We start from the raw sequence: 19,052 nt of genomic DNA, 5'->3' as shown, positions 1-19,052 counted from the left end.
CGGGTCGAAAATCACGCGGCTGTGCGCCGCTTCATTCTTGCGCCGATCAACAGACTGCTCGTTCACTCTTAAACTCAATGCGACAGATGCTATTTTTTTTGTGCTTCATTCACAATTGAAGAATGCTCTAGAAGAAATATCCCGTTGGGAGCAAAAAGATCGACAGATTAGCTGATCGCAAGATCGACGCGCGAATGTGCCGCAAGTATCGCAATCTCTCAGCGCTATCTGACGACGGAAATGCCGCTTCCCATACCGCAGCTATGATGATCCGGTCCCGTCGAGTCGAAAGGGTCGGAAACTACTCAGGCGCATTTTTATCGGTCAGATCCAACGTTTGTCGCCATACATGTGACGACAGATTTGCGGATGCCCTATCTCTGGCGCGCTGCCTCCAAGCTCGCGACGCCACCGCGAACTCCCCGCGCCACTGGCATTCAAGGGCCCACACCGACGGGCTTCCATTCTGCCAATGACAATGCGCTCCCGCTAACGGTTCTGAGTACTTTCCGACCTACCGTTTTCTTTATCCAAGCGTGATCATTCCGAACACGGCCACCCCATAGTTGCCCGAGATGCGGAATCGCGCACCACCAATTTTATGCTCTTTAGGATCCCGGAAAATGCGCTCGTTAGTAAGCCCCCTTACATTGAAGGCGCACCATCGCATAGTGAAAGCGCTCGTAGCGGTGAGTTGCACAGCAGCGGCCCTTCTTTCGACTTGTGCCCACGCAGAGGAACCAGCCACAACGTGTCCGGTCGACGCCAAGGTGGGTTCAGGTGGATTGTCCACATTGCCTCGCGTCATCGTTTTAGCAACAGGAGGAACGATCGCAGGCCAATCCGACCCTCGCGCCGCCGACGCATACAACGCAGGCAGTGTCGGCGCCCAACAGCTCATCAAGGCTGTTCCGGGGATTGAAAAGTTAGCCCGTCTCTCGACCGAGCAAGTCGCATCGATTGGTTCGCAGGATATGAACGACACGGTCTGGTTTCAGCTTGCACGACGCATTCAACAGGTTTCTGATAAGAACGAGGCAGATGCGGTGGTCATCACGCACGGCACCGACACACTCGAGGAAACTGCCTTCTTCCTCGACAAGGTTCTCCATACTGACAAGCCCGTCATTCTTGTCGGATCGATGCGCCCGTCCAACGCCATTAGTGCCGATGGACCAAACAATCTCTATGAAGCCGTCGAAGTTGCCGCCTGCAACAAGGCGAGCGGTCGAGGCGTCATGATTGTCCTCAACGACAGGATCGAAGGTGCAAGGTGGGCAACGAAGACGAACACCACGAGCGTGCAAACGTTTCGGTCTCCGGACAGCGGATCGATAGGCTATGTCGACCCGGCGAGTGTGCGATTCATGACCAGCCAGCATGCGCCTCACTATGCCGGGCTAGCCCTGCCTGCAGCGGGAACGTTGCCACGGGTCGAGATCATCTACGGGCATAGCAATATGGACGGCATGCAGATAGACGACGCCGTCGCCAACAACGCGAAGGGCATAGTTTTAGCGGGTGTCGGCGATGGAAACACATCGATAGCAGCGCTTTCCGCACTTGAACGAGCAGTCAAAAAGGGCGTGGTCGTCGTCCGCTCGACGCGCGTTGGATCCGGATTCGTGAATCGCAATGTCGAGGTTGACGACGACAAAAGCGGTTTCATCGTCTCACTGGACTTGAATCCTCAGAAGGCGCGCATTCTTACGCAGCTTCTCATCGCTAACGGGGTAACGTCCGCCGCTCAAATGCAGCAGCGATTTTCAGCCACCTGGTAACGCCTGCTCAGGGCACCATCAGCGGCAGCCGGACAGCCGCAGCGGCGAGTCACGATAGCGACTCGTCCTCCCCCAAACGATCAACGGCAGCTACGACCCTTCGGAAAAATATCAATGGAAATCCTAAAACACCTGTTCACAGAGGAGCCGCTTCTCGCGCTATTTGCGACGATCGCGCTTGGCTACCTGGTCGGCAAGATCAAAATCGGAAGCTTCGTGCTGGGCGGTGTCGCCGGAACGCTTCTGGTGGGCGTGGTCATCGGCCAAATGAACATTCAGATTGACCCAGGGATCAAGGCAATCTTCTTTGCATTGTTCATCTATGCGGTCGGCTTTCAGGGCGGTCCTCAATTCTTTCACGCGCTGAACAGACGGTCGTTGAACCAGTTGGCGTCTGCAGTCGTCATGTGTGTTACAGGACTCCTTTGCGTTCTCGTCGCAGCGTGGGCTTTTGGGCTCGACCGGGGAATGGCCGCGGGACTGGCTGCCGGCGGCCTGACGCAGTCTGCAATCATTGGAACAGCTGGTGACGCCATCAGCCGGCTGGACTGGCGCCGGCAGTGATAAAAACCATGCAAACCAACGTCGCGGTCGGATACGCCGTCTGCTACATTTTTGGCTCGCTTGGCCCAATCATCATGGTGACATGGTTCTTGCCATGGTGATGAAGTGGGATATCCGGCAAGAGCGGTGAAGCTCGCCAACTCTTGTCGGGCGGCAAGGCCGAACTCGACCCGGGGCAATTCAATGCTATTACCCGGTAATACACGCTTCTTTGCAATCTCCAAAGCAAGTACCGCGTCGGGAAAACTGCGCTACGATCGATACCGAGCTTTCGATGCAGCGGTTGAAGCAATCTATCGCGGGGGCAAAGCGCTCGATGTCACCGACACGGCATTGGTCCAGGTTGGCGATAACGTCGCGATCAGCGGCGCGGTGGGAGTCATGGACGCTGCTTCCAGCATGCTTGGTCCGAAGTCGTCGCGCCCCGATATGACCGTCGTGCTTGAGAGCGAGAGATCATCCTGACCAATCGTGAAATGACTGGCCGGAAGTGGGCAAAATGCATGACGACATAAATGTCGCCACCCGTCACGGTGTTTTCCTGACCGCGGCCAAGCGCATGGGACGCGACCTGCCCTTGCTGAGCAACCTTCAGTTGAAAACGGGCGATGAATTGCATTTCGTCGGCAGCTCTGCCGATCTCAACCGCGTGCAGCCGAAATCGGCTACAAAATTACGGCTGCATCCGTTACCGACTTCGTATTCTTTGGCCTCGGCATGATACTTGGAATGCTGATCGGACTGATCCAGTTCAAGCTCTGGAGCGTGCCCGTGTCGATCGGAAGCGGTGGCGGCTGCCTGCTGTCAGGCTTGCTCTTCGGGTGGCTTCGCAGTGTCCATCCGAAGTTCGCGGCGTTGCCAATCGGGGCCTCGAACTTTTTACGCGACTTTGGGCTTGCCGTCTTTGTCGGAATTGTCGGAATTGCGGCAGGTCCCCAAGCACTGGTCGCGATTCGGCAATATGGTTTGACCCTGCTGCTGCTCGGCGTCGCCGTCACCCTTATCCCTCAGATCGTCACGTTCTTTTTCTCCTACTTCGTTCTACGCATTCGGAATCCAATTGAAGCACTGGCGTGCGTCGCAGGCGGTCGCAGCGCGAATCCCGCGTTTGCGGCATTGCTATCCAAGGCGGGCAATGCCACGCCGGTCGTTTCCTTCACCGTCACCTACGCCGTTGCCAACGTCTTCCTCACGCTGTGGGGACCGGTCATTGTCGGCATTATTTCGAAAAACGCAGGCTAAAACTTTTAGCGAGACCATCATGGCAGAGCAAGACTATAGTAAATTTTCTGGTCTGAGCCCGTTCGAACTTAAGGACCGGCTCATCGAAATTGCTTCATCCGATGCACAGCGAATCATGCTGAACGCGGGCCGGGGGAATCCGAATTTCCTCGCAACATTGCCGCGTTGGGCGTTCCTGAGCCTGGGTGACTTTTCCCTGCGAGAATCGGAACGGTCATATTCCTATTTAAACAGCGGCTTCGGCGGTCTTCCCGAACATGACGGTATCGTGCAAAGGTTCGAAGCCTACGCTAACGATCATCGACAGAGTGACGGCGTTATCTTCTTGCGCTCCGCAATTTCCTATGTCAGAGATCAGCTCGGCCTCGACCGTGATTCGTTTCTCTATGAAATGGTGAGTGCATTCCTCGGCTGCAACTATCCCACGCCGCCGCGCATGCTTGAACACACGGAACAGATCGTCAAGGCGTATCTCACTCAGGAAATGTTCGGTGCACAGCCGAAGAGCGGGGACTTCTCCCTGTTCGCCACAGAGGGTGGAACGGCCGCGATGGCCTATATCTTCCAGACGCTTCACGAGAATGGCCTGATTCAGGCTGGAGACAAGATCGCTATCGCAACGCCGATTTTCTCGCCGTACCTGGAGATTCCCGTCTTAAGCGATTACCAGCTAGAGGTAGTCGACATCCGGATGGACGAACACGCTGACTGGCAATTCCCGGAAGCCGAGGTCGCCAAACTGAAGGACCCGGCTGTCAAGCTCTTCTGCCTCGTCAATCCGAGCAACCCACCGTCGACAAAGCTATCGGATGCCTCGCTGGATCAGTTAGCGGGGCTTGTCGCCAGTCATCGCCCGGATCTGATGATTATCACCGACGACGTCTACGGACGTTTGCAGATGACTTCGTTTCCCTGTTTGCCAAATGCCCACACAACACGCTTTGTGTGTACTCGTTTTCCAAGTTCTTTGGCGCGACGGGTTGGCGCCTGGGCACCATTGGCGTACATGACGACAATGTCTTCGACGCATCGCTTGCAAAGCTGCCAGAACCGCAGAAACAACTGCTCGACAAGCGTTATTCCACGCTTACGACTGAACCTCGGGCACTGCGTTTCATTGATCGTCTGGTCGCCGACAGTCGCGCCGTCGCATTGAACCACACAGCGGGGCTCTCTGTGCCGCAACAGTTGCAGATGGCTCTGTTCGCGCTGAACGGACTTATGGACCGGGACCATCACTACAAGAATTCGGCCAAACAACTCATACGCAAGAGGCATCAAACGCTTTACCGCGAGATGGGAGTGAAGGTGGAACGGGATGCTAACGACGTCAATTATTACAGCTTGATCGACCTCCAGGAGATCGGCGGCAAGCTCTACGGACCCGCCTTCGAGGCCTGGTTTATCAAGAGCAATCTCGGAACTAACTTCTTGTTCCGTCTCGCAGAAGAGACAGGCGTAGTCTTATTACCTGGGAACGGCTTTGAAGTTGTCGATACATCGGCCAGGGTATCGCTCGCAAATTTGACCGATATCGAATATGCCGCGATCGGGAAGTTTACCCGACAGATCTTGAATGAATACCGCGAAGACTACGAAAAGGCAGTGAAGCGCTAGTACACCGCGGATTGGCATGTTTTTCCCGGAACCACCAGACGGCGGTTCACTTCGTCACACGATTTGCGGCCGGCGAGCGACATGGTCGCAAGTCGTCGCGGGCCGCTGCCTGAGTAGTTTCCGAGGCTGGCGTTGCGGCGCGTTCAAGCGCTACGCTCGTCTATGGAAACCGTCACGCAACGCCCGCATGCATCGACCGCCGCGGCCGCAAGCGTTGTGTATTACCGAAGCGAGAACACCGTGTATAAGCGCATTCTGGTCGCAATAGATGGAAGCGAGACGTCGCTCCTGGCGCTCGACTCAGCCCTGCAGATCGCTCGGGAAGCCGATGCCGAACTGCAGCCCGTCTACATCATCGACGCACCCTTGATGGCCTACGACGCCCCAGGCTACGACCCGTCGATCCTGCGTGACGCGTTGACCAAAGATGGAACACGAGTAACGAACGCGGCGCTCGAGAAGATGCATTTGCAAAAAACCAGAGGCGTCGCGCGGATCGCTGAGGTCGATCTGTATGGCGACGGCATTGCACAACGCCTGCTGGTCGCGGCGGACGAACTGAAAGCCGATCTTGTTGTCATGGGTACCCACGGGCGCCGAGGTTTCCAGCGGCTCTTGCTAGGAAGCGTTGCCGAGCGTTTCGTCCGAATGGCAACGTGCCCAGTCCTGCTCGTTCCTGCCCCCCATCCGGGCGCCCTCGACACCGCAGCGCCTGCTGCTGCGAAATCCATCGAACATCCGGTCTGATTGAGTAATCGTGGCCGGCAGCCTTTCAGGAAGTGACCATCATGAATCCCATCACCCTGTTCCTTGCGTTGGTACTGGTACTTGCCGGGCTGGCGACCGGCGAATTTGTAAGCGTGTGGCTGGCTCCGCTGTTCTTTGTCGCAGCCGTGCTCATCTTCCTGTCCGTGAGGGTCGCGAACGTCTGGGAAAAATTCGTGGTGTTGCGCGTTGGCAAATTGCAGGGCGTCAGGGGACCGGGGTTCTTCATGATCATCCCGGTAATCGATACCGTAGTTGCCGTCATTGACGAGCGTATCCAAACCACCTCGTTTAATGCCGAGCAGGCGCTCACGAAAGACACGGTGCCGGTGAACGTCGACGCGATCATTTTCTGGCACATCCACGATGCGCAAAAGGCGGCATTGGCCATCACCGACTATCGGCAGGCGATCGACCGGGTAGCACAGACATCGCTACGGGAAATGATCGGTTCATCGATGCTGTCGGCGCTTCTGTCGGACCGACGAGCAGCGGATGCCCAGTTGCGGGACGAGATCGGCGCCAAGACGGCTGCATGGGGCGTGACCGTTGGCTCTGTCGAGATTCGTGATGTGGCGATCCCGGTGGCATTGCAGGACGCCATGTCGCGCCAGGCGCAAGCCGAGCGCGAAAAGCAAGCTCGCGTAATTTTGGGTTCGGCGGAAGCGGAAATTGCGGCGAAGTTTGTCGAGGCGGCAAAGGTGTACGAGACTCAACAGGGAGCGCTGCAGTTGCGCGCGATGAACATCATTTACGAAACGACCAAAGAGCGCGGGGCGACCATCCTCATGCCAACGTCAATGGTCGACAGTCTGAATCCGCCGCTCGCGCTTGCGATCGCCGGACGTGATCTGCCCGGCGCCGAAGTCAAGCCGCTCATCAAGACCGCTGCGTAGCAAGTGCCTCTTCAATGCCGGCCGCCGTTGCATCGATAGATGTCCCGGCATTGCCGGCGATCATTGCCTCGATGTCGCTCAACGCACCAATGACCGAGCGCCGACCCGTGCGGCTTGCAAAATCACACGCCGCTTCGACCTTTGGCGCCATTGATCCTGCCGAGAAGGCCAGCTCGCCAAGCGCTGCTGGATTCGCACGCGCGACCAAGCGCAACGAGGGCTTGCCCCAGTCGAGATAAACCCCTTGCACGTCTGTCGCGATGACGAACAGATCTGCCTTGAGTTCCGCCGCGAGCATCGCGGCGCTGCGGTCTTTGTCGACCACTGCCTCGACACCCCGATGCCGCCCTTGTGCGTCAGCGACTACCGGAATCCCACCACCTCCGGCGCAGATCACCACACAACTGTGTTCGAGCAACCAGCGTACAGGCTCTATCTCGAGCATGCGCACCGGCTTTGGACTCGGTACGACACGCTGTAACTTGTCTCCCTGTGCCGCCAGGGTCCAGCCTTTCCCCTGCGACGCCACCGCCGCTTCGGCCACCGTGTACCTGGACCCGATCGGTTTGTCGGGGTGTTCGAAAGCCGGATCGGACACGCTCACTTCAACCATGGTCAGCAAGGTCACGCAAGCCCGTCCTGCAGGCAGCAGGTTGCGCATTTCCTGCTCGATCATGTAACCGATCATGCCTTCCGTTTCCGCATCGAGGACATCGAGCGGGAAGCTGCCCGCCTGCAGCGCGAGCATGCCAACCTGTGGTCCGTTGCCGTGCACGATCACGAGGTCGTTGCCGGCCGCTGCCTTCGCGAGTTGTGCCGCAGCGATCCGCACGTTGTTGCGCTGTGCTTCCGCGCTTACCGCTTCGCCATGCTTGAGCAACGCGTTGCCGCCCAATGCGATTACCATTAACATTGTGCTCTCCTCACTCGGCCAGCGTGGCGACGAGAATAGCCTTGATCGTATGAAGGCGGTTTTCAGCCTGTTCAAAGACAATCGATGCGTCCGACTCGAATACGTCGTCTGTCACTTCCACGCCATTCAGCAAGCCGTATTTATCGCTGATCTGCTTGCCGATCTCCGTCTTGGTGTCGTGAAGCGCGGGCAGGCAATGCATGAACTTCACACGCGGATTGCCGCTGGCCGCAAGTAAGGCAGCGTTCACCTGGAAAGGCAGTAACTCCTCAATCCGTTCACCCCATTTCTCGAACGGCTCACCCATCGATACCCAGACGTCGGTATAAATGAAATCGACACCCTTCACCGCTTCCGCCGGTGTTTCCGTCAGCGTCACACGACCTCCGCTAGCCGCCGCGAACGTGCGGCACTGCGCGATCAGGTCGTCGTGCGGCCACAACCGGCGCGGGGCACACAGGCGTACGTCCATGCCAAGCTTCGTGCCCACGATCATCAACGAATTGCCCGTGTTGTTATGGGCATCGCCTATATAGCAATAGCTGATTTCGTGAATGGGCTTGTCGCTGAATTCGTGCATGGTCAGCACGTCGGCGAGCATCTGCGTCGGGTGGAACTCATCAGTGAGCCCGTTATACACGGGTACCCCTGCGTACTTGGCGAGTTCGTCCACGATCTCCTGCCCGTAGCCCCGGTATTCGATTGCGTCGTACATGCGGCCGAGTACGCGGGCAGTATCTTTCATCGACTCCTTATGACCGATCTGGGAAGCGCCTGGGTCGATATAGGTGACATGGGCGCCCTGATCATGAGCCGCAACTTCGAATGCGCAACGCGTACGAGTCGAGGTCTTTTCGAAGATCAGCGCAATGTTCTTGCCCACCAGCCGCGCGATTTCCGTGCCGGCATATTTGGCGCGTTTAAGATCCCGCGACAGATCCAGCAGGTACCGAATCTGACGCGGCGTGTATTCGATCAGCGTCAGGAAACTGCGGTTATGTACATTGAACACGATGAGATCCGGTTGAGAATGGGTGAAAGGCGGGTGAGTGTTTTAGGCGTCGACAGCGTCGCGCTCGATCGGGCAACTGAGGCAATGCGTGCCACCCCGTCCACGTCCGAGTTCCCCGCCCGGGATCTCGATGACCTCCACGCCCGCCTGCCGCATCTTGCGATTGGTGTAAGTGTTGCGGTCATACGCGACCACCACGCGCCGGTCGAGTGCCAGCACGTTGTTGCCATCGTCCCATTGTTCACGCTGGGTTTCATATGCGTCTCCGCCAGTCGTCAGGATACGCAGTGACCCCACCCCGAGGGCATTGCTCACGACCGTCAGGAACTTGGCGTTATGGCGCTCATAGTGAATTTCGCCGGGTGCATCGCCCGGATACAGGCTGGTGCATCGGATCTCGTCGGCAACCTCGGGATAGATGCTGACAAAGTCGATATCGAGAAATGAAAACACCGTGTCCAGGTGCATCGAGGCGCGCCGCTTCGGGAACTCACACGCGATCACCCGCTTGGCGCCGCCGCCCGCAAACAAATGCCGCGCGACCTGCGTGACCGCTTGCGGACTCGAGCGCTCGCCCATGCCGATCAGCACCACACCGTTGCCGATGGACATGACGTCACCGCCTTCCATTGTCTCCACGCCGAAGTTGCGATCCGGGTCACCCCACCACGTGTTCACCTTTCCGGCAAAGCGTGGATGGAAACGATAAACGGCCGCGACCAGCAATGCTTCCTTGCGGCGCGCTGGCCAATACATGGGGTGAACCGTGACACCGCCGTATATCCACGCGCTTGTGTCGCGCTGGAAGATCAGGTTGACGAGCGGCTGGATCACAAAGTCAGATTGCTCCAGATAGCCGCCAAAAAGGCCACGGGCGTCGAAAGGCATTTCAGCCTTTGCCACACCGCCGACCAGCACCTCGGCCAGTTGTACGGCCGGCATCTGTTCGAGCCACGCACGCAATTCCTTGAGCATCCCGGTGCCCACTTCCTCCTCGACAATCCGTCGATCCAAAATCCAGTCACGCGCGACCGGGTCGCCGCAGATGGTTGCAAGCAGGTCGTGAAACTCCAGTACTTCGATACCGCGCTCGCGCATCGCTGCCGTGAAAACATCGTGGTCTTCGATTGCCTTGTCGACCCAGATGACATCGTCGAACAAAAGGGATGCCGCGTTGGCGGGAGTCAGCCGCCGGTGTGCAAGACCCGGACGGCAGACCATCACCGTGCGCAGCTTCCCCGCTTCCGAATGAACACCCAGAGCCATCAGCGATTCCCCCTCAATGTCTTCCCGCTCTTCATGAACTAACGACGTAGGTATAGAGCCGCACGCTGCCGTCGGTCGCCTTCTTTCGATAAATTCCCTGGATCTCGTTCTCGAAACCGGGAAAGCGGTTGCCGCCTTCCTCGAACATCCGGAAGTAATCGAGCGTAGGCATCGCGCGCTCGGTGTAGCGCTCGCCGGATACCACCACCGCAATGCCCGGCGGATAAACAAGCCCGAGTGTTGCCGCGATTCGTCCCTCGATCTGGTCGATCGGCAACAGCTCCACGTTGTTGCGCACAAGTTCGTGCATGGCGGCTTGCGGGGTCATCGCCATCTCGGGAAAGTGAGCTGCGCGGAATTGCTCGCGTTGCAGGCGGCTTGCATTGCGCTCACGATAGAACGCATGCATGTCGGCGCAAAGATCGCGCAGGCCGATTCCCGCGTAACGCTCGCTATGCGCCGCGACGAAGGTCGGGATGACATCGTCGAGAAGCGCGTTCTCGTCGTGCAATTGCTTGAAGCGCACCAGTGCCGAAAGGAGCGTGCCCGCCTTGCTCGACTCCAGCCCCGGTGTCAGCAGGAACAGAATGCTATTGAGGTCATTCTTCTCGGGCACGATGCGCCGTTCGCGCAGAAACTCGGCGAGCACCGCTGCCGGAACACCGTGCTCCGCGTATTCGCCGGTGCTTCGATCGAACCCGGGCGTGATGAGCGTCAGCTTGTTCGGGTCCGTCATCGCGTAGCCGGGCGCGAGGTGGCCGAAGCCATGCCATTTCGCGTCCGGCGCAAGCTCCCAGTAACGCGGATCGCTCGCGAGTTCGTCCGTTGACAGGTCTTCCCAGCGTTGCATGCCGCTCGTGGCCGTGACCTTGTCAGGAACAAACGGATCGAAGAACCATTGCCGTGCGGGGTCCGTCTCGGTGGCTTCGTAGTCGTGTTTCAGCGCACGGATCTTCTTGCGCATCTCGATCCCGAGCTTGATCGTGTCGTCCCACAGCACTTCGCCGGAGCGGCCCTTCATCATTTGCGCGCCCACATCGAGCGAGGCGAACAACGGATAGAACGGTGACGTGGATGAGTGCTGCATGAAAGTCTCGTTGAAGCGCCGGTGGCTTACCTGACGGCGCTGACCGTCAAGATGCGCGTCCTTTACGTGAATCTGCGACGCTTGCGAGAAGCCGGCGAGCTGCTTGTGCGTCGACTGCGTGGCAAGGATGCCCGGCGCGTTGGCATCCAGTCCCTCGATGCCCATCGCGAAACGTCCCTTGAATAGCGGATGGAACTTCATGAAACCCGCCCAGGCTTCGTCGAAGAGAATGTATTCGCACAGGTGCCCGATCTTCTCGATCAGCATTCGCGCGTCATAGATCGTGCCGTCGTAGGTGCATTGCTCGATCACCGCAACACGAAATGGCCGCTCGCGCTGCCACGCCTTAGGATCGTTGATGAGCTTGTTGTAACGGATGCCGTCGCGGATGCGGTCTTCGTCGAGCGCGTCGAAGTCGATCGGACCGATCATCCCGTGCGCATTGCGCTGCGTCTGCAAATAGACGGGGATGCCCCCGCCGAGCAGCAGCGCGCCGTGATGTGCCGCCTTGTGATTGTTGCGATCGAAAAGCACCAGGTCACCCGGTGTCACGAGTGCAGTCAATGCAATCTTGTTGGACGTGGACGTACCGTTCAGCACGAAGTAAGTCCGCTCCGCGCCGAAGATCCGCGCCGCCGCTTTTTGCGCAGCGAGCGCGGGGCCTTCATGAACTAGCAGGTCACCTAGTTCGACGACGGAGTTATCCAGGTCGTTACGAAATACTGCTTCGCCCAGATGCTTGACGAACGCACGGCCGATCGGACTCTTCTGGTAAAACACGCCGCCGTTGTGGCCCGGACAGGTCCACATCTGGTTCGCCTGTTCCGCGTAATCGACCATCGCGCCAAAGAACGGCGTCTTGAGCGAGTCCGCGTATGTCCGCAAATGGCTCACCAGATTGCGGGCGACGAACTCAGGCGTATCCTCTTCGATGAACACATAACCCGTCACATGCCCCAGCACCGCAACCGGAATCTCCGCGAGCAGATGGCGCTCGACCAAAATAAAGATGGGTACGTCAAGACCCCGCTCGCGTACAAAGCGCACGAAAGCCTCAACGTCCGTCTCAGATTCGGTCAGCGACCATTCCACGATCACACAGCCAACCGCGGCCTCGCTCCGGATGGCGGAGGACGCTTCTGCCACCGTGACGGTGACCGTGCTGGCATACCCCAGGCGTCCGAGTTCATCGACAAGGCGCTGCAAGCGTGACGGCGGCAACGCGGGTGGCAAGGGCAACGCACAGCAAAACAGGAAACCGAACATCTGGTCGTACATCATCTTGATCCTTGTATTGGCAATCGTATTGCGTCATTCACGACCTCAACTGATCTTCACCAAGCCCCTGCTGAACAGGACGACAGCCACACTCGCCACGACCACGAGCACGCCCGCGACCGATGCCTCACGCCCCGTGAACACACGCTCGGCGGCTGCATGTTCACGCCGTGCCCACCAGAAGACGGGGAAGCCGAGTGCGAACAGAATTGTGGACATCAGAAGGAACTGCAGTCCCGCGGCATAGACGAGCCAGAGGGAATAGACAGTCGCCAACACGCCGGTCCAGATCGATTCTTTCGAGGTTTCGCCGGCGGTCGGTGCGTACTTCGACTGCGTCGCGTAGCGCCACAGGAAGACCGTGCTCGCCAGATACGGCGGCAGAATCATGATCCCGGTGATCGAGATCAGCCACATCCAGGCGTCGTGGGCGAACAGCACCACGAAGATCACGAGCTGCATGATTGCGCTCGATACCCACAGCGACGGCGCCGCGGCATGGTGACGGTTTTCTTTGGCCAGGAACTTGGGGAATACACCGTCCTTCGCCCCTTCGAACGGCAACTCCGCAACAAGGATGGTCCAGGCAAGCCAGCAACTCAGCAGCGACACCAGCAGCGACACCAGCAGCGAGACAACGATAAACACCGCACCCCAGTCGCCCACCGCTGCCTTCAGCACATAAGCTGCCGACGGTGAAGCGAGCCCCGCCAATTGCGCCTGATGCATCACACCGAACGGCAGCGCCGAAAGCAGGAAATAGAGGATCGTGCAGACCGTCAGGCCGAGAAAGGTCGCGATCCCCACTTGCGAGGTTTTGCTGGCGCGGTCCGAAACCACTACCGCACCCTCGATGCCAATGAACACCCATAAGGTGACAAGCATCGTGCTCTTGACTTGCGCCAGGAGGCTGCCCAAATGCTCCTGAGCGCCCCAGAAGTCGTAGGAGAACATGCCGCCCTTGATCGCCACCGCCATCGCGCACAGGGCCACAGTGATGGTGCCAATATTTAGTACGCTCGAGATGACGCTCAGGATGGCTGCCCGCTTAACACCATAAAGCACGACAAAATGCATGACCCAGATCAGCAGCGACGCGCCGGCAATCGACGGCCAGGTGTTGCCCGCCGCGAACACGGGAAAAAAATAGCCGACCGTCTTCATGATCAGCACGGCGAATGCAACATTGCCGAAAGCAGCGGACAGCCAGTAGCCCCAAGCCATCTCGAAGCCGGCGAACGAGCCGAAGCCTTCTTTCGCATACGAGTAGATGCCCGCTTTCAGATCAGGGCGTTTGTCGGCCAGCGTGCGGAACGTGTTCGACAGAAAGAACATGCCGACAAGCGTGATCATCCACGCAATCACGATTGCCGCCAGTCCTGCCCCCTGTGCCATGTTCTGCGGCAGATTGAAGGCGCCGCCGCCGATCATCGAGGCGATCACAACACCCGTGAGGAGGGGCAAGCTCAGCTTGCGGCCTCCGGGTTGAGCGGCGGGTTGAGCAACGACCGTATCGGCGGCAGCGGGCTTGAGCGGCAAACTGCTATGCGTCTGGTCCATAAGGTGTTTTCTCCCTGCTGCTGGTGTGCCGTTGCAAGCGCCCTTCGGCGTTTGACCCGATCCAGCATAGGGACTGCATCAGCTCGCTCGTTGATCTTTATCAACCCCGGTTTAAGTGGGACCGATACCTTTCAAAGCGGTGGTTCACTGTTCATTGGTCAACACCGCTCAACCCAATCCCAACCAGGGTGATTCCATGCATCGTGCGTACCCGGGCCCTGCGGGGCCGTTCTGCTCCGAAGACAGCAAGTTTTATCTGGTGGGTGGTGGGATTGCGTCGCTGGCCGCGGCCGCCTTCCTGATCCGCGATGCCGATGTTCCTGGCCGCAACATCACGATCCTCGAAGCGCTTGATGTAGCAGGAGGCAGTCTGGACGCAGCGGGCTCGGCGAAAGACGGCTATGTCCTGCGCGGCGGCCGCATGATCGAGAGCAAGTACGTGTGTACGTTTGACCTGTTCTCATCGATCCCTACGCTCGATGAAAGCAAGACGGTCACGCAGGAAATCCTGGACTGGAATGAAACGATGAAGACTTCGTCGAAGTCTCGTCTGGTACGCATCGGTCGTCGGATCGACAAACCCGAGTTCGGGCTCGCCGAAAAAGACATCCTCACGCTCGAACGGCTCGCAATCGAACCGGAGCGCCTGCTCGGCCGCAGCCGCATAGCGGACCACTTCGCCCCGGCCTTCTTCAAGACCGACTTCTGGCTGATGTGGTGCACTACCTTCGCGTTCCAGCCATGGCATAGCGCGGTTGAATTCAAGCGCTATCTGCTGCGCTTCGTGCACATGGTATCGGGATTCAATCAGTTGCACGGGATCATGCGCACGGTCTACAACCAATACGACTCGATGGTCCGACCGCTGAGAAAATGGCTCGACGACCGCGGCTTCCAGTTCCAGTTCGGCACACGTGTGAGCGATCTGGTGTTTAACGAAGCCGACAGCGAAACGCGCGTGGAGGGAATCGTCTGCGAGCGAGAGGGGCACAGCGAATCGATCCCGGTGGGGCCTTGCGATGCGGTGATCGTCACGCTGGGATCGATGACCGAAGGCTCGACGCTCGGCGGTATGGATCGCGCCGTCGCACTGGACAGCGGCGCCAACACCGGTTCCTGGGCGCTCTGGAACAAGATCGCCGTGAACCGCCCAGCTTTCGGCCGCCCGAACGTGTTCACTGACCACATCGATGAATCGAAGTGGCTGTCGTTCACAACCACCTTGCATGATCCCGCATTCTTCAACCTGGTCCGGGATTTCACCGGCAATGTGCCTTGAGAAGGTGGGCTCATCACCTTCGCGGATTCGAACTGGCTCATGTCGATCGTCCTTCCGCATCAACCGCATTTCATCGATCAGCCAAGCGACGTGCAAGTATTCTGGGGATACGGCCTCCATATTGATCGGCCCGGCGACTTCGTAAAGAAACCGATGGCAGAATGCTCAGGTCGGGAGATCATGACCGAGGTACTGGGGCATCTGCGGGCCGGCAATACGGCTCCGGTTCTCGACCACGCCGTGTGTATCCCGTGCCTGATGCCCTTCATTACCAGCCAGTTCATGCCGCGCGAACACGGCGACCGGCCGGAAGTCGTGCCGCAGGGATCGGTGAATCTTGCGTTTACCGGCCAGTTTTGCGAACTGCCGGATGACGTTGTCTTCACCGTCGAGTATTCGATTCGCTCGGCGCAGGCAGCGGTCTATCAGCTACTTGATATCGATAAAACGCCGCCAGCCGTCTATAAGGGAAAGTTCAATCCGCGTGTCCTGTTCAAGGCGTTCGAGGCTTTGCACGACCTGTAAAGATCGGGAAACACGCCTGTTGCTCTACTACGCACGGCACGCGCTGAGTAGTTTCCGAGCCTGCGCGTGCGCGGTCTATGTGGGTACCATGAAACACACTGGAGCAAAAAGGGTTTGCAGCCGCGCCCCTTCTGCTCCCTATTCAACGCGTTAAAAGGAGAAGCATATGACTGGCAATGACGTTCTGATCGCCACCTTCAATGACCACACCGAAGCCGATGCGGCCGTCCGAAAGCTCATTGAAAACGGCTTCGATATGAAACATTTCAGTGTGGTCGGCAAGGGCTATCACACTGAAGAAAAAGTAGTCGGTTTCTACAACATCGGCGACCGCATGAAGATATGGGGCAAATACGGTGCGTTCTGGGGAGCACTTTGGGGCGCTCTGTTCGGTAGTGTTTTTCTGACGTTGCCGATCATCGGACCGGTCGTCGTGGTGGGTTATCTCGCATCCATCGTGGTCTCCGCTGTCGAAGGCGCGGTTGTAGTAGGCGGGGTCAGTGCCTTAAGCGCGGCGCTCTTCAACGCGGGCGTTCCGAAGGATCATGTTATCCATTACGAGACAGCGCTGCAGGCAAACGGTTTTATCGTCATGGCGAACGGCCCTGCCGAAGAGATGGCGCGCGCCCGTGCAATCCTGCAAGCGCATAAGCCAGCGCGGTTAGATCTTCATGAAGGCGCCACGCCTGCGAACGAAGTTCCAGTCGCATCAGCCCTCTGATGTAACTCGCCCGTATTGGCACGTTGGACATGCCGTTAATCGCAAGACCGAATGACGAAGAGCCTCGCTTCGATGCTTTCGGTACTGTCATACAGGTGCATGCGGGCAACGCGCCGACCAACTAGTATCGGCCCTTTCAAGCCGTCTACACGATCCTAACAACGGCCACCTTGCGTCAAAAAATGCACACCGTCTCAGCTTCTTTGGAAATTCGCGACATTCTCGCGTTCATGCCCCATCGATATCCATTTTCGCTGGTGGACCGCGTGCTTGAGCTCGTTCCGGCAAAGAGGATCAAGGCGCTAAAGAATGTCTCGATCAGCGATCCATTCTTGACAGGTCAATTCCCACGACATCCCATCATGCCCGCGGTCTTGATCCTTGAGGCGCTTGCTCAGGCGGCCGCGTTGCTCACTATTGCGCGAGAGCCTCGCAATCCGGAGAGCAAGCAATACTACTTTTTGGGTATTGACAACGCGCACTTCAAACGCGTCGTCGAACCAGGCGACCAGTTGATTCTTTATGTAAGTGCGGGTCGAAACATGCGAGGAGTTTGGAAATTTGACGCACACGCCGAGGTAGATGGCGTCGTCGCCGCAAAAGCGAAGCCCATATGTTCGGTGACCGACGTCGCGGTGTAACGCCAAAAGGCAACTCACCAACACCCGCCTAGCCACCGGCCGCGCAAACGATCAACGCTCGAGTCAACACTGCCGTCTGCACCCGGATTACGTTCGAACGGATTAACACGATCCCTGTAATAAGCTATCAGTTTTGAACCAGACTTACCCCAACCTACCGCCGGTCTAGGAGGACCGAGAGACCAGCAGCGCGCCAGTCGAGCGACGCTTGCTCGATACAGGTAACAAATCACTTCCAATTTCCAATGTACGGAAGCATACGGTAATCCTGTCGGAAGCTTACTAATATTATAAAAGTGCATCGTGCGGCCCCAGTTGCTGCGCGGAGGACGCCCGCGACCATTACCGAATTCAACCGGTGCAGGTGGCCGCCGTCATTCATCCTTCAAAACTGGCATTGGTGATAATAAAAATGTGGATGCGGAGATATTCAGTGAAGGGCCCGGACTTTACCGCATCGCGTTATACACAAGTGTCGTCGCCGTCGGCTTCGCGTAATAGGCGCAGTGTTTTTGCGGCAATATGAACTTCCCTGAGTCCGAGCCAGATCGTTTTCGCGCCGGGTTCGCCGTCGCTTTTGCGTCCGAGGAATCCCCCCAGGCGTGCGATCAGGCGCAATACTTCATTGAGCTTGGGCTGGGTCGGACGGGGTACTTTCGTGAACAGGTAGGCACTGCGAATTTCGTCTGGATCAAAGAAAAGATGCGCGTCCAGATCGGGGCAAGTGCGTCCCAGCCGCATCAGATAGGCCACGCGCCAAGCCACTACCAGGAACAGCGCCAATGCGCGCTCGAGCTGTTCGATCGAGCCGAGCTGAAGCGCCTCGACGCGGCAAGCATTCTTCAAGATGTTGAACAACATCTCAATTTCCCAGCGCGCTCGATACCAGTCGATCAATTCGATCGCCTCTTCCGAGGTCGTCGCCACGCGGTTGGTCAGCAAGCGCCATTCGATCGGCTTGACTCCCGCGGGCGCATCAAACTCGCGCGCGACCAGACAGGTGGCCGCCACGCACTTGCCTCGGCCTGTGGGCAACTCTACGCGCTGCATCCACAGGTGCTGGCGCACCGTGCGTGCCTTGACACCATGACGCGAGGCCATTGTGAAGCTGATCTGCCCGATGGATTCGCCACGGGTCGCGCGGTCCCACAGCTTGTCTCCCTCCGGCAAGCAGCGGTTATGCGTGGCACGTACCAGCCAGTCGGCCGGCGTACCCAGTGCTTGGGCGCGCTCCATGAGCGCCATCAGGTCCGCTTCGCGGTCCGCCACGTACACCAGGCGCGTGGATGGCAGGCTCGGTGCCATCTCGGCAATGCGTTCATACCCCTCGATCCAACGCAGACTTTCCTTCAGCCCGCCGCGCTTGCCCGATTCGTCCTTCTTCTCGCGCGCCCACATCCACGCGTCCAAAATACCCAAGGGCTCGCGCTGCGGCGTGACCGCGTAGGTCGGATGCAGATACATGCCGCGCTGGGCCTCATAGCTCAGTGGTCCGAGTCCGAACGTGCCTTGACCGTTAAAGTCCAGCTCCGTGGTGTCTTGCAGGCACAGCACCACACGATGCGCTTCCATCCGCTTTTGCGTGTGCTGCCAATGGGGCTCGAGAATCGCGTGCCAGTCGACGTTCTCGTTGTCGAAGAAGCGGTACGCCGCCATCGTCTCGCCCCAACCCTGGCATGCCTTGGGGACACTGGCCATCGGGTCGGCCGCCAATCGTTGCATCAAAAGCCTCGCTCGCTTGTTCAGGCGCGCATCGCCGAGCTCGAGTTGCTCGAATTCCGTCTGGGTCCAGGGCGTCGTTTCGGTGACCAATACGTTCACTCAAAAAGCGAAAGTAAACGCGATTTGCCGAAAGTTTACAAGCCCCCACTCCATGTCATTGAAAGTAAACATGTTTCTCTGCGC

At 58.2% G+C, this 19,052-nt stretch carries 15 protein-coding genes and 2 pseudogenes; 11 read left to right on the top strand and 6 right to left on the bottom strand.

Annotation, left to right across the window (positions count from 1 at the left end):
- Positions 1-671: 671 nt before the first annotated feature.
- The 8 genes and pseudogenes from AX768_RS20265 (at position 672) to AX768_RS20245 (ending at position 6,865) form a co-directional block, all read left to right on the top strand.
- Positions 672-1,781 (top strand): asparaginase, encoded by a 1,110-nt coding sequence (locus tag AX768_RS20265; protein ID WP_062002362.1) that lies wholly within the window; start codon positions 672-674, stop codon positions 1,779-1,781.
- 114 nt (positions 1,782-1,895) lie between these two features.
- Positions 1,896-2,345, top strand: coding sequence for a hypothetical protein (locus tag AX768_RS32120; protein WP_231941430.1), 450 nt, complete (start codon positions 1,896-1,898; stop codon positions 2,343-2,345).
- Positions 2,346-2,528: 183 nt separating this feature from the next.
- Positions 2,529-2,810, top strand: coding sequence for a hypothetical protein (locus AX768_RS32115; RefSeq protein WP_082778957.1), 282 nt, complete (start codon positions 2,529-2,531; stop codon positions 2,808-2,810).
- Between the two features lie 25 nt (positions 2,811-2,835).
- Positions 2,836-3,066, top strand: a complete 231-nt coding sequence (locus AX768_RS32110) for a TrkA C-terminal domain-containing protein (RefSeq protein WP_155524292.1) — start codon at positions 2,836-2,838, stop codon at positions 3,064-3,066.
- 8 nt (positions 3,067-3,074) lie between these two features.
- Complete coding sequence (locus AX768_RS32105; RefSeq protein ID WP_172811990.1) at positions 3,075-3,587, top strand: hypothetical protein; 513 nt, start codon at positions 3,075-3,077, stop codon at positions 3,585-3,587.
- Between the two features lie 19 nt (positions 3,588-3,606).
- Positions 3,607-5,204: pseudogene (locus tag AX768_RS20255) on the top strand (bifunctional aspartate transaminase/aspartate 4-decarboxylase).
- Positions 5,205-5,366: 162 nt separating this feature from the next.
- Positions 5,367-5,951, top strand: a complete 585-nt coding sequence (locus AX768_RS20250; protein WP_231941429.1) for a universal stress protein — start codon at positions 5,367-5,369, stop codon at positions 5,949-5,951.
- A gap of 41 nt (positions 5,952-5,992) precedes the next feature.
- Positions 5,993-6,865, top strand: a complete 873-nt coding sequence (locus AX768_RS20245) for a slipin family protein (RefSeq protein WP_062001834.1) — start codon at positions 5,993-5,995, stop codon at positions 6,863-6,865.
- Here AX768_RS20245 and AX768_RS20240 read toward each other — a convergent pair.
- Genes AX768_RS20240 through AX768_RS20220 form a run of 5 tightly spaced genes read right to left on the bottom strand, consistent with a single transcriptional unit; the run spans position 6,849 to position 13,981 of the window.
- Entirely contained in the window at positions 6,849-7,778 is a 930-nt protein-coding gene (locus tag AX768_RS20240; RefSeq protein WP_062001833.1) for a carbamate kinase, read from the bottom strand. The two genes, AX768_RS20245 and AX768_RS20240, sit on opposite strands and share 17 nt — an antisense overlap.
- Before the next feature lie 10 nt (positions 7,779-7,788).
- Positions 7,789-8,793 carry an ornithine carbamoyltransferase gene (locus AX768_RS20235; RefSeq protein ID WP_062001832.1) on the bottom strand — a complete coding sequence of 335 codons (1,005 nt, stop codon included), beginning with the start codon at positions 8,791-8,793 and terminating at the stop codon, positions 7,789-7,791.
- Positions 8,794-8,832: 39 nt separating this feature from the next.
- Positions 8,833-10,056 (bottom strand): arginine deiminase, encoded by a 1,224-nt coding sequence (locus tag AX768_RS20230; RefSeq protein ID WP_062001831.1) that lies wholly within the window; start codon positions 10,054-10,056, stop codon positions 8,833-8,835.
- Positions 10,057-10,087: 31 nt separating this feature from the next.
- Positions 10,088-12,424 (bottom strand): ornithine decarboxylase, encoded by a 2,337-nt coding sequence (speC, locus tag AX768_RS20225; protein WP_062001830.1) that lies wholly within the window; start codon positions 12,422-12,424, stop codon positions 10,088-10,090.
- Positions 12,425-12,466: 42 nt separating this feature from the next.
- The gene (locus AX768_RS20220; protein WP_062001829.1) at positions 12,467-13,981 is read right to left on the bottom strand and encodes a basic amino acid/polyamine antiporter; all 1,515 of its coding nucleotides are present in this window, start codon (positions 13,979-13,981) and stop codon (positions 12,467-12,469) included.
- Positions 13,982-14,177: 196 nt separating this feature from the next.
- On the opposite strand from AX768_RS20220, the pseudogene AX768_RS20215 reads away from it, so the two are divergent.
- The 3 genes and pseudogenes from AX768_RS20215 (at position 14,178) to fabZ (ending at position 17,147) form a co-directional block, all read left to right on the top strand.
- Positions 14,178-15,785, top strand: a pseudogene (locus AX768_RS20215) (oleate hydratase).
- Between the two features lie 166 nt (positions 15,786-15,951).
- Positions 15,952-16,506, top strand: coding sequence for a general stress protein (locus tag AX768_RS20210; RefSeq protein WP_062001828.1), 555 nt, complete (start codon positions 15,952-15,954; stop codon positions 16,504-16,506).
- A gap of 182 nt (positions 16,507-16,688) precedes the next feature.
- Positions 16,689-17,147: a 3-hydroxyacyl-ACP dehydratase FabZ gene (gene fabZ / locus AX768_RS20205; protein ID WP_062002360.1), complete on the top strand. Its 459-nt coding sequence runs from the start codon at positions 16,689-16,691 to the stop codon at positions 17,145-17,147.
- Between the two features lie 462 nt (positions 17,148-17,609).
- Here fabZ and AX768_RS20200 read toward each other — a convergent pair whose 3' ends face one another.
- On the bottom strand, positions 17,610-18,959 hold the full coding sequence (locus AX768_RS20200) for an IS4 family transposase (RefSeq protein ID WP_062000703.1): 1,350 nt from the start codon (positions 18,957-18,959) through the stop codon (positions 17,610-17,612).
- Positions 18,960-19,052: the final 93 nt, after the last annotated feature.

Origin of the sequence: Burkholderia sp. PAMC 28687, from assembly GCF_001577465.1 — a bacterium.
GTDB lineage: Bacteria > Pseudomonadota > Gammaproteobacteria > Burkholderiales > Burkholderiaceae > Caballeronia.
This window is presented reverse-complemented; position numbering and strand designations above follow the sequence as displayed.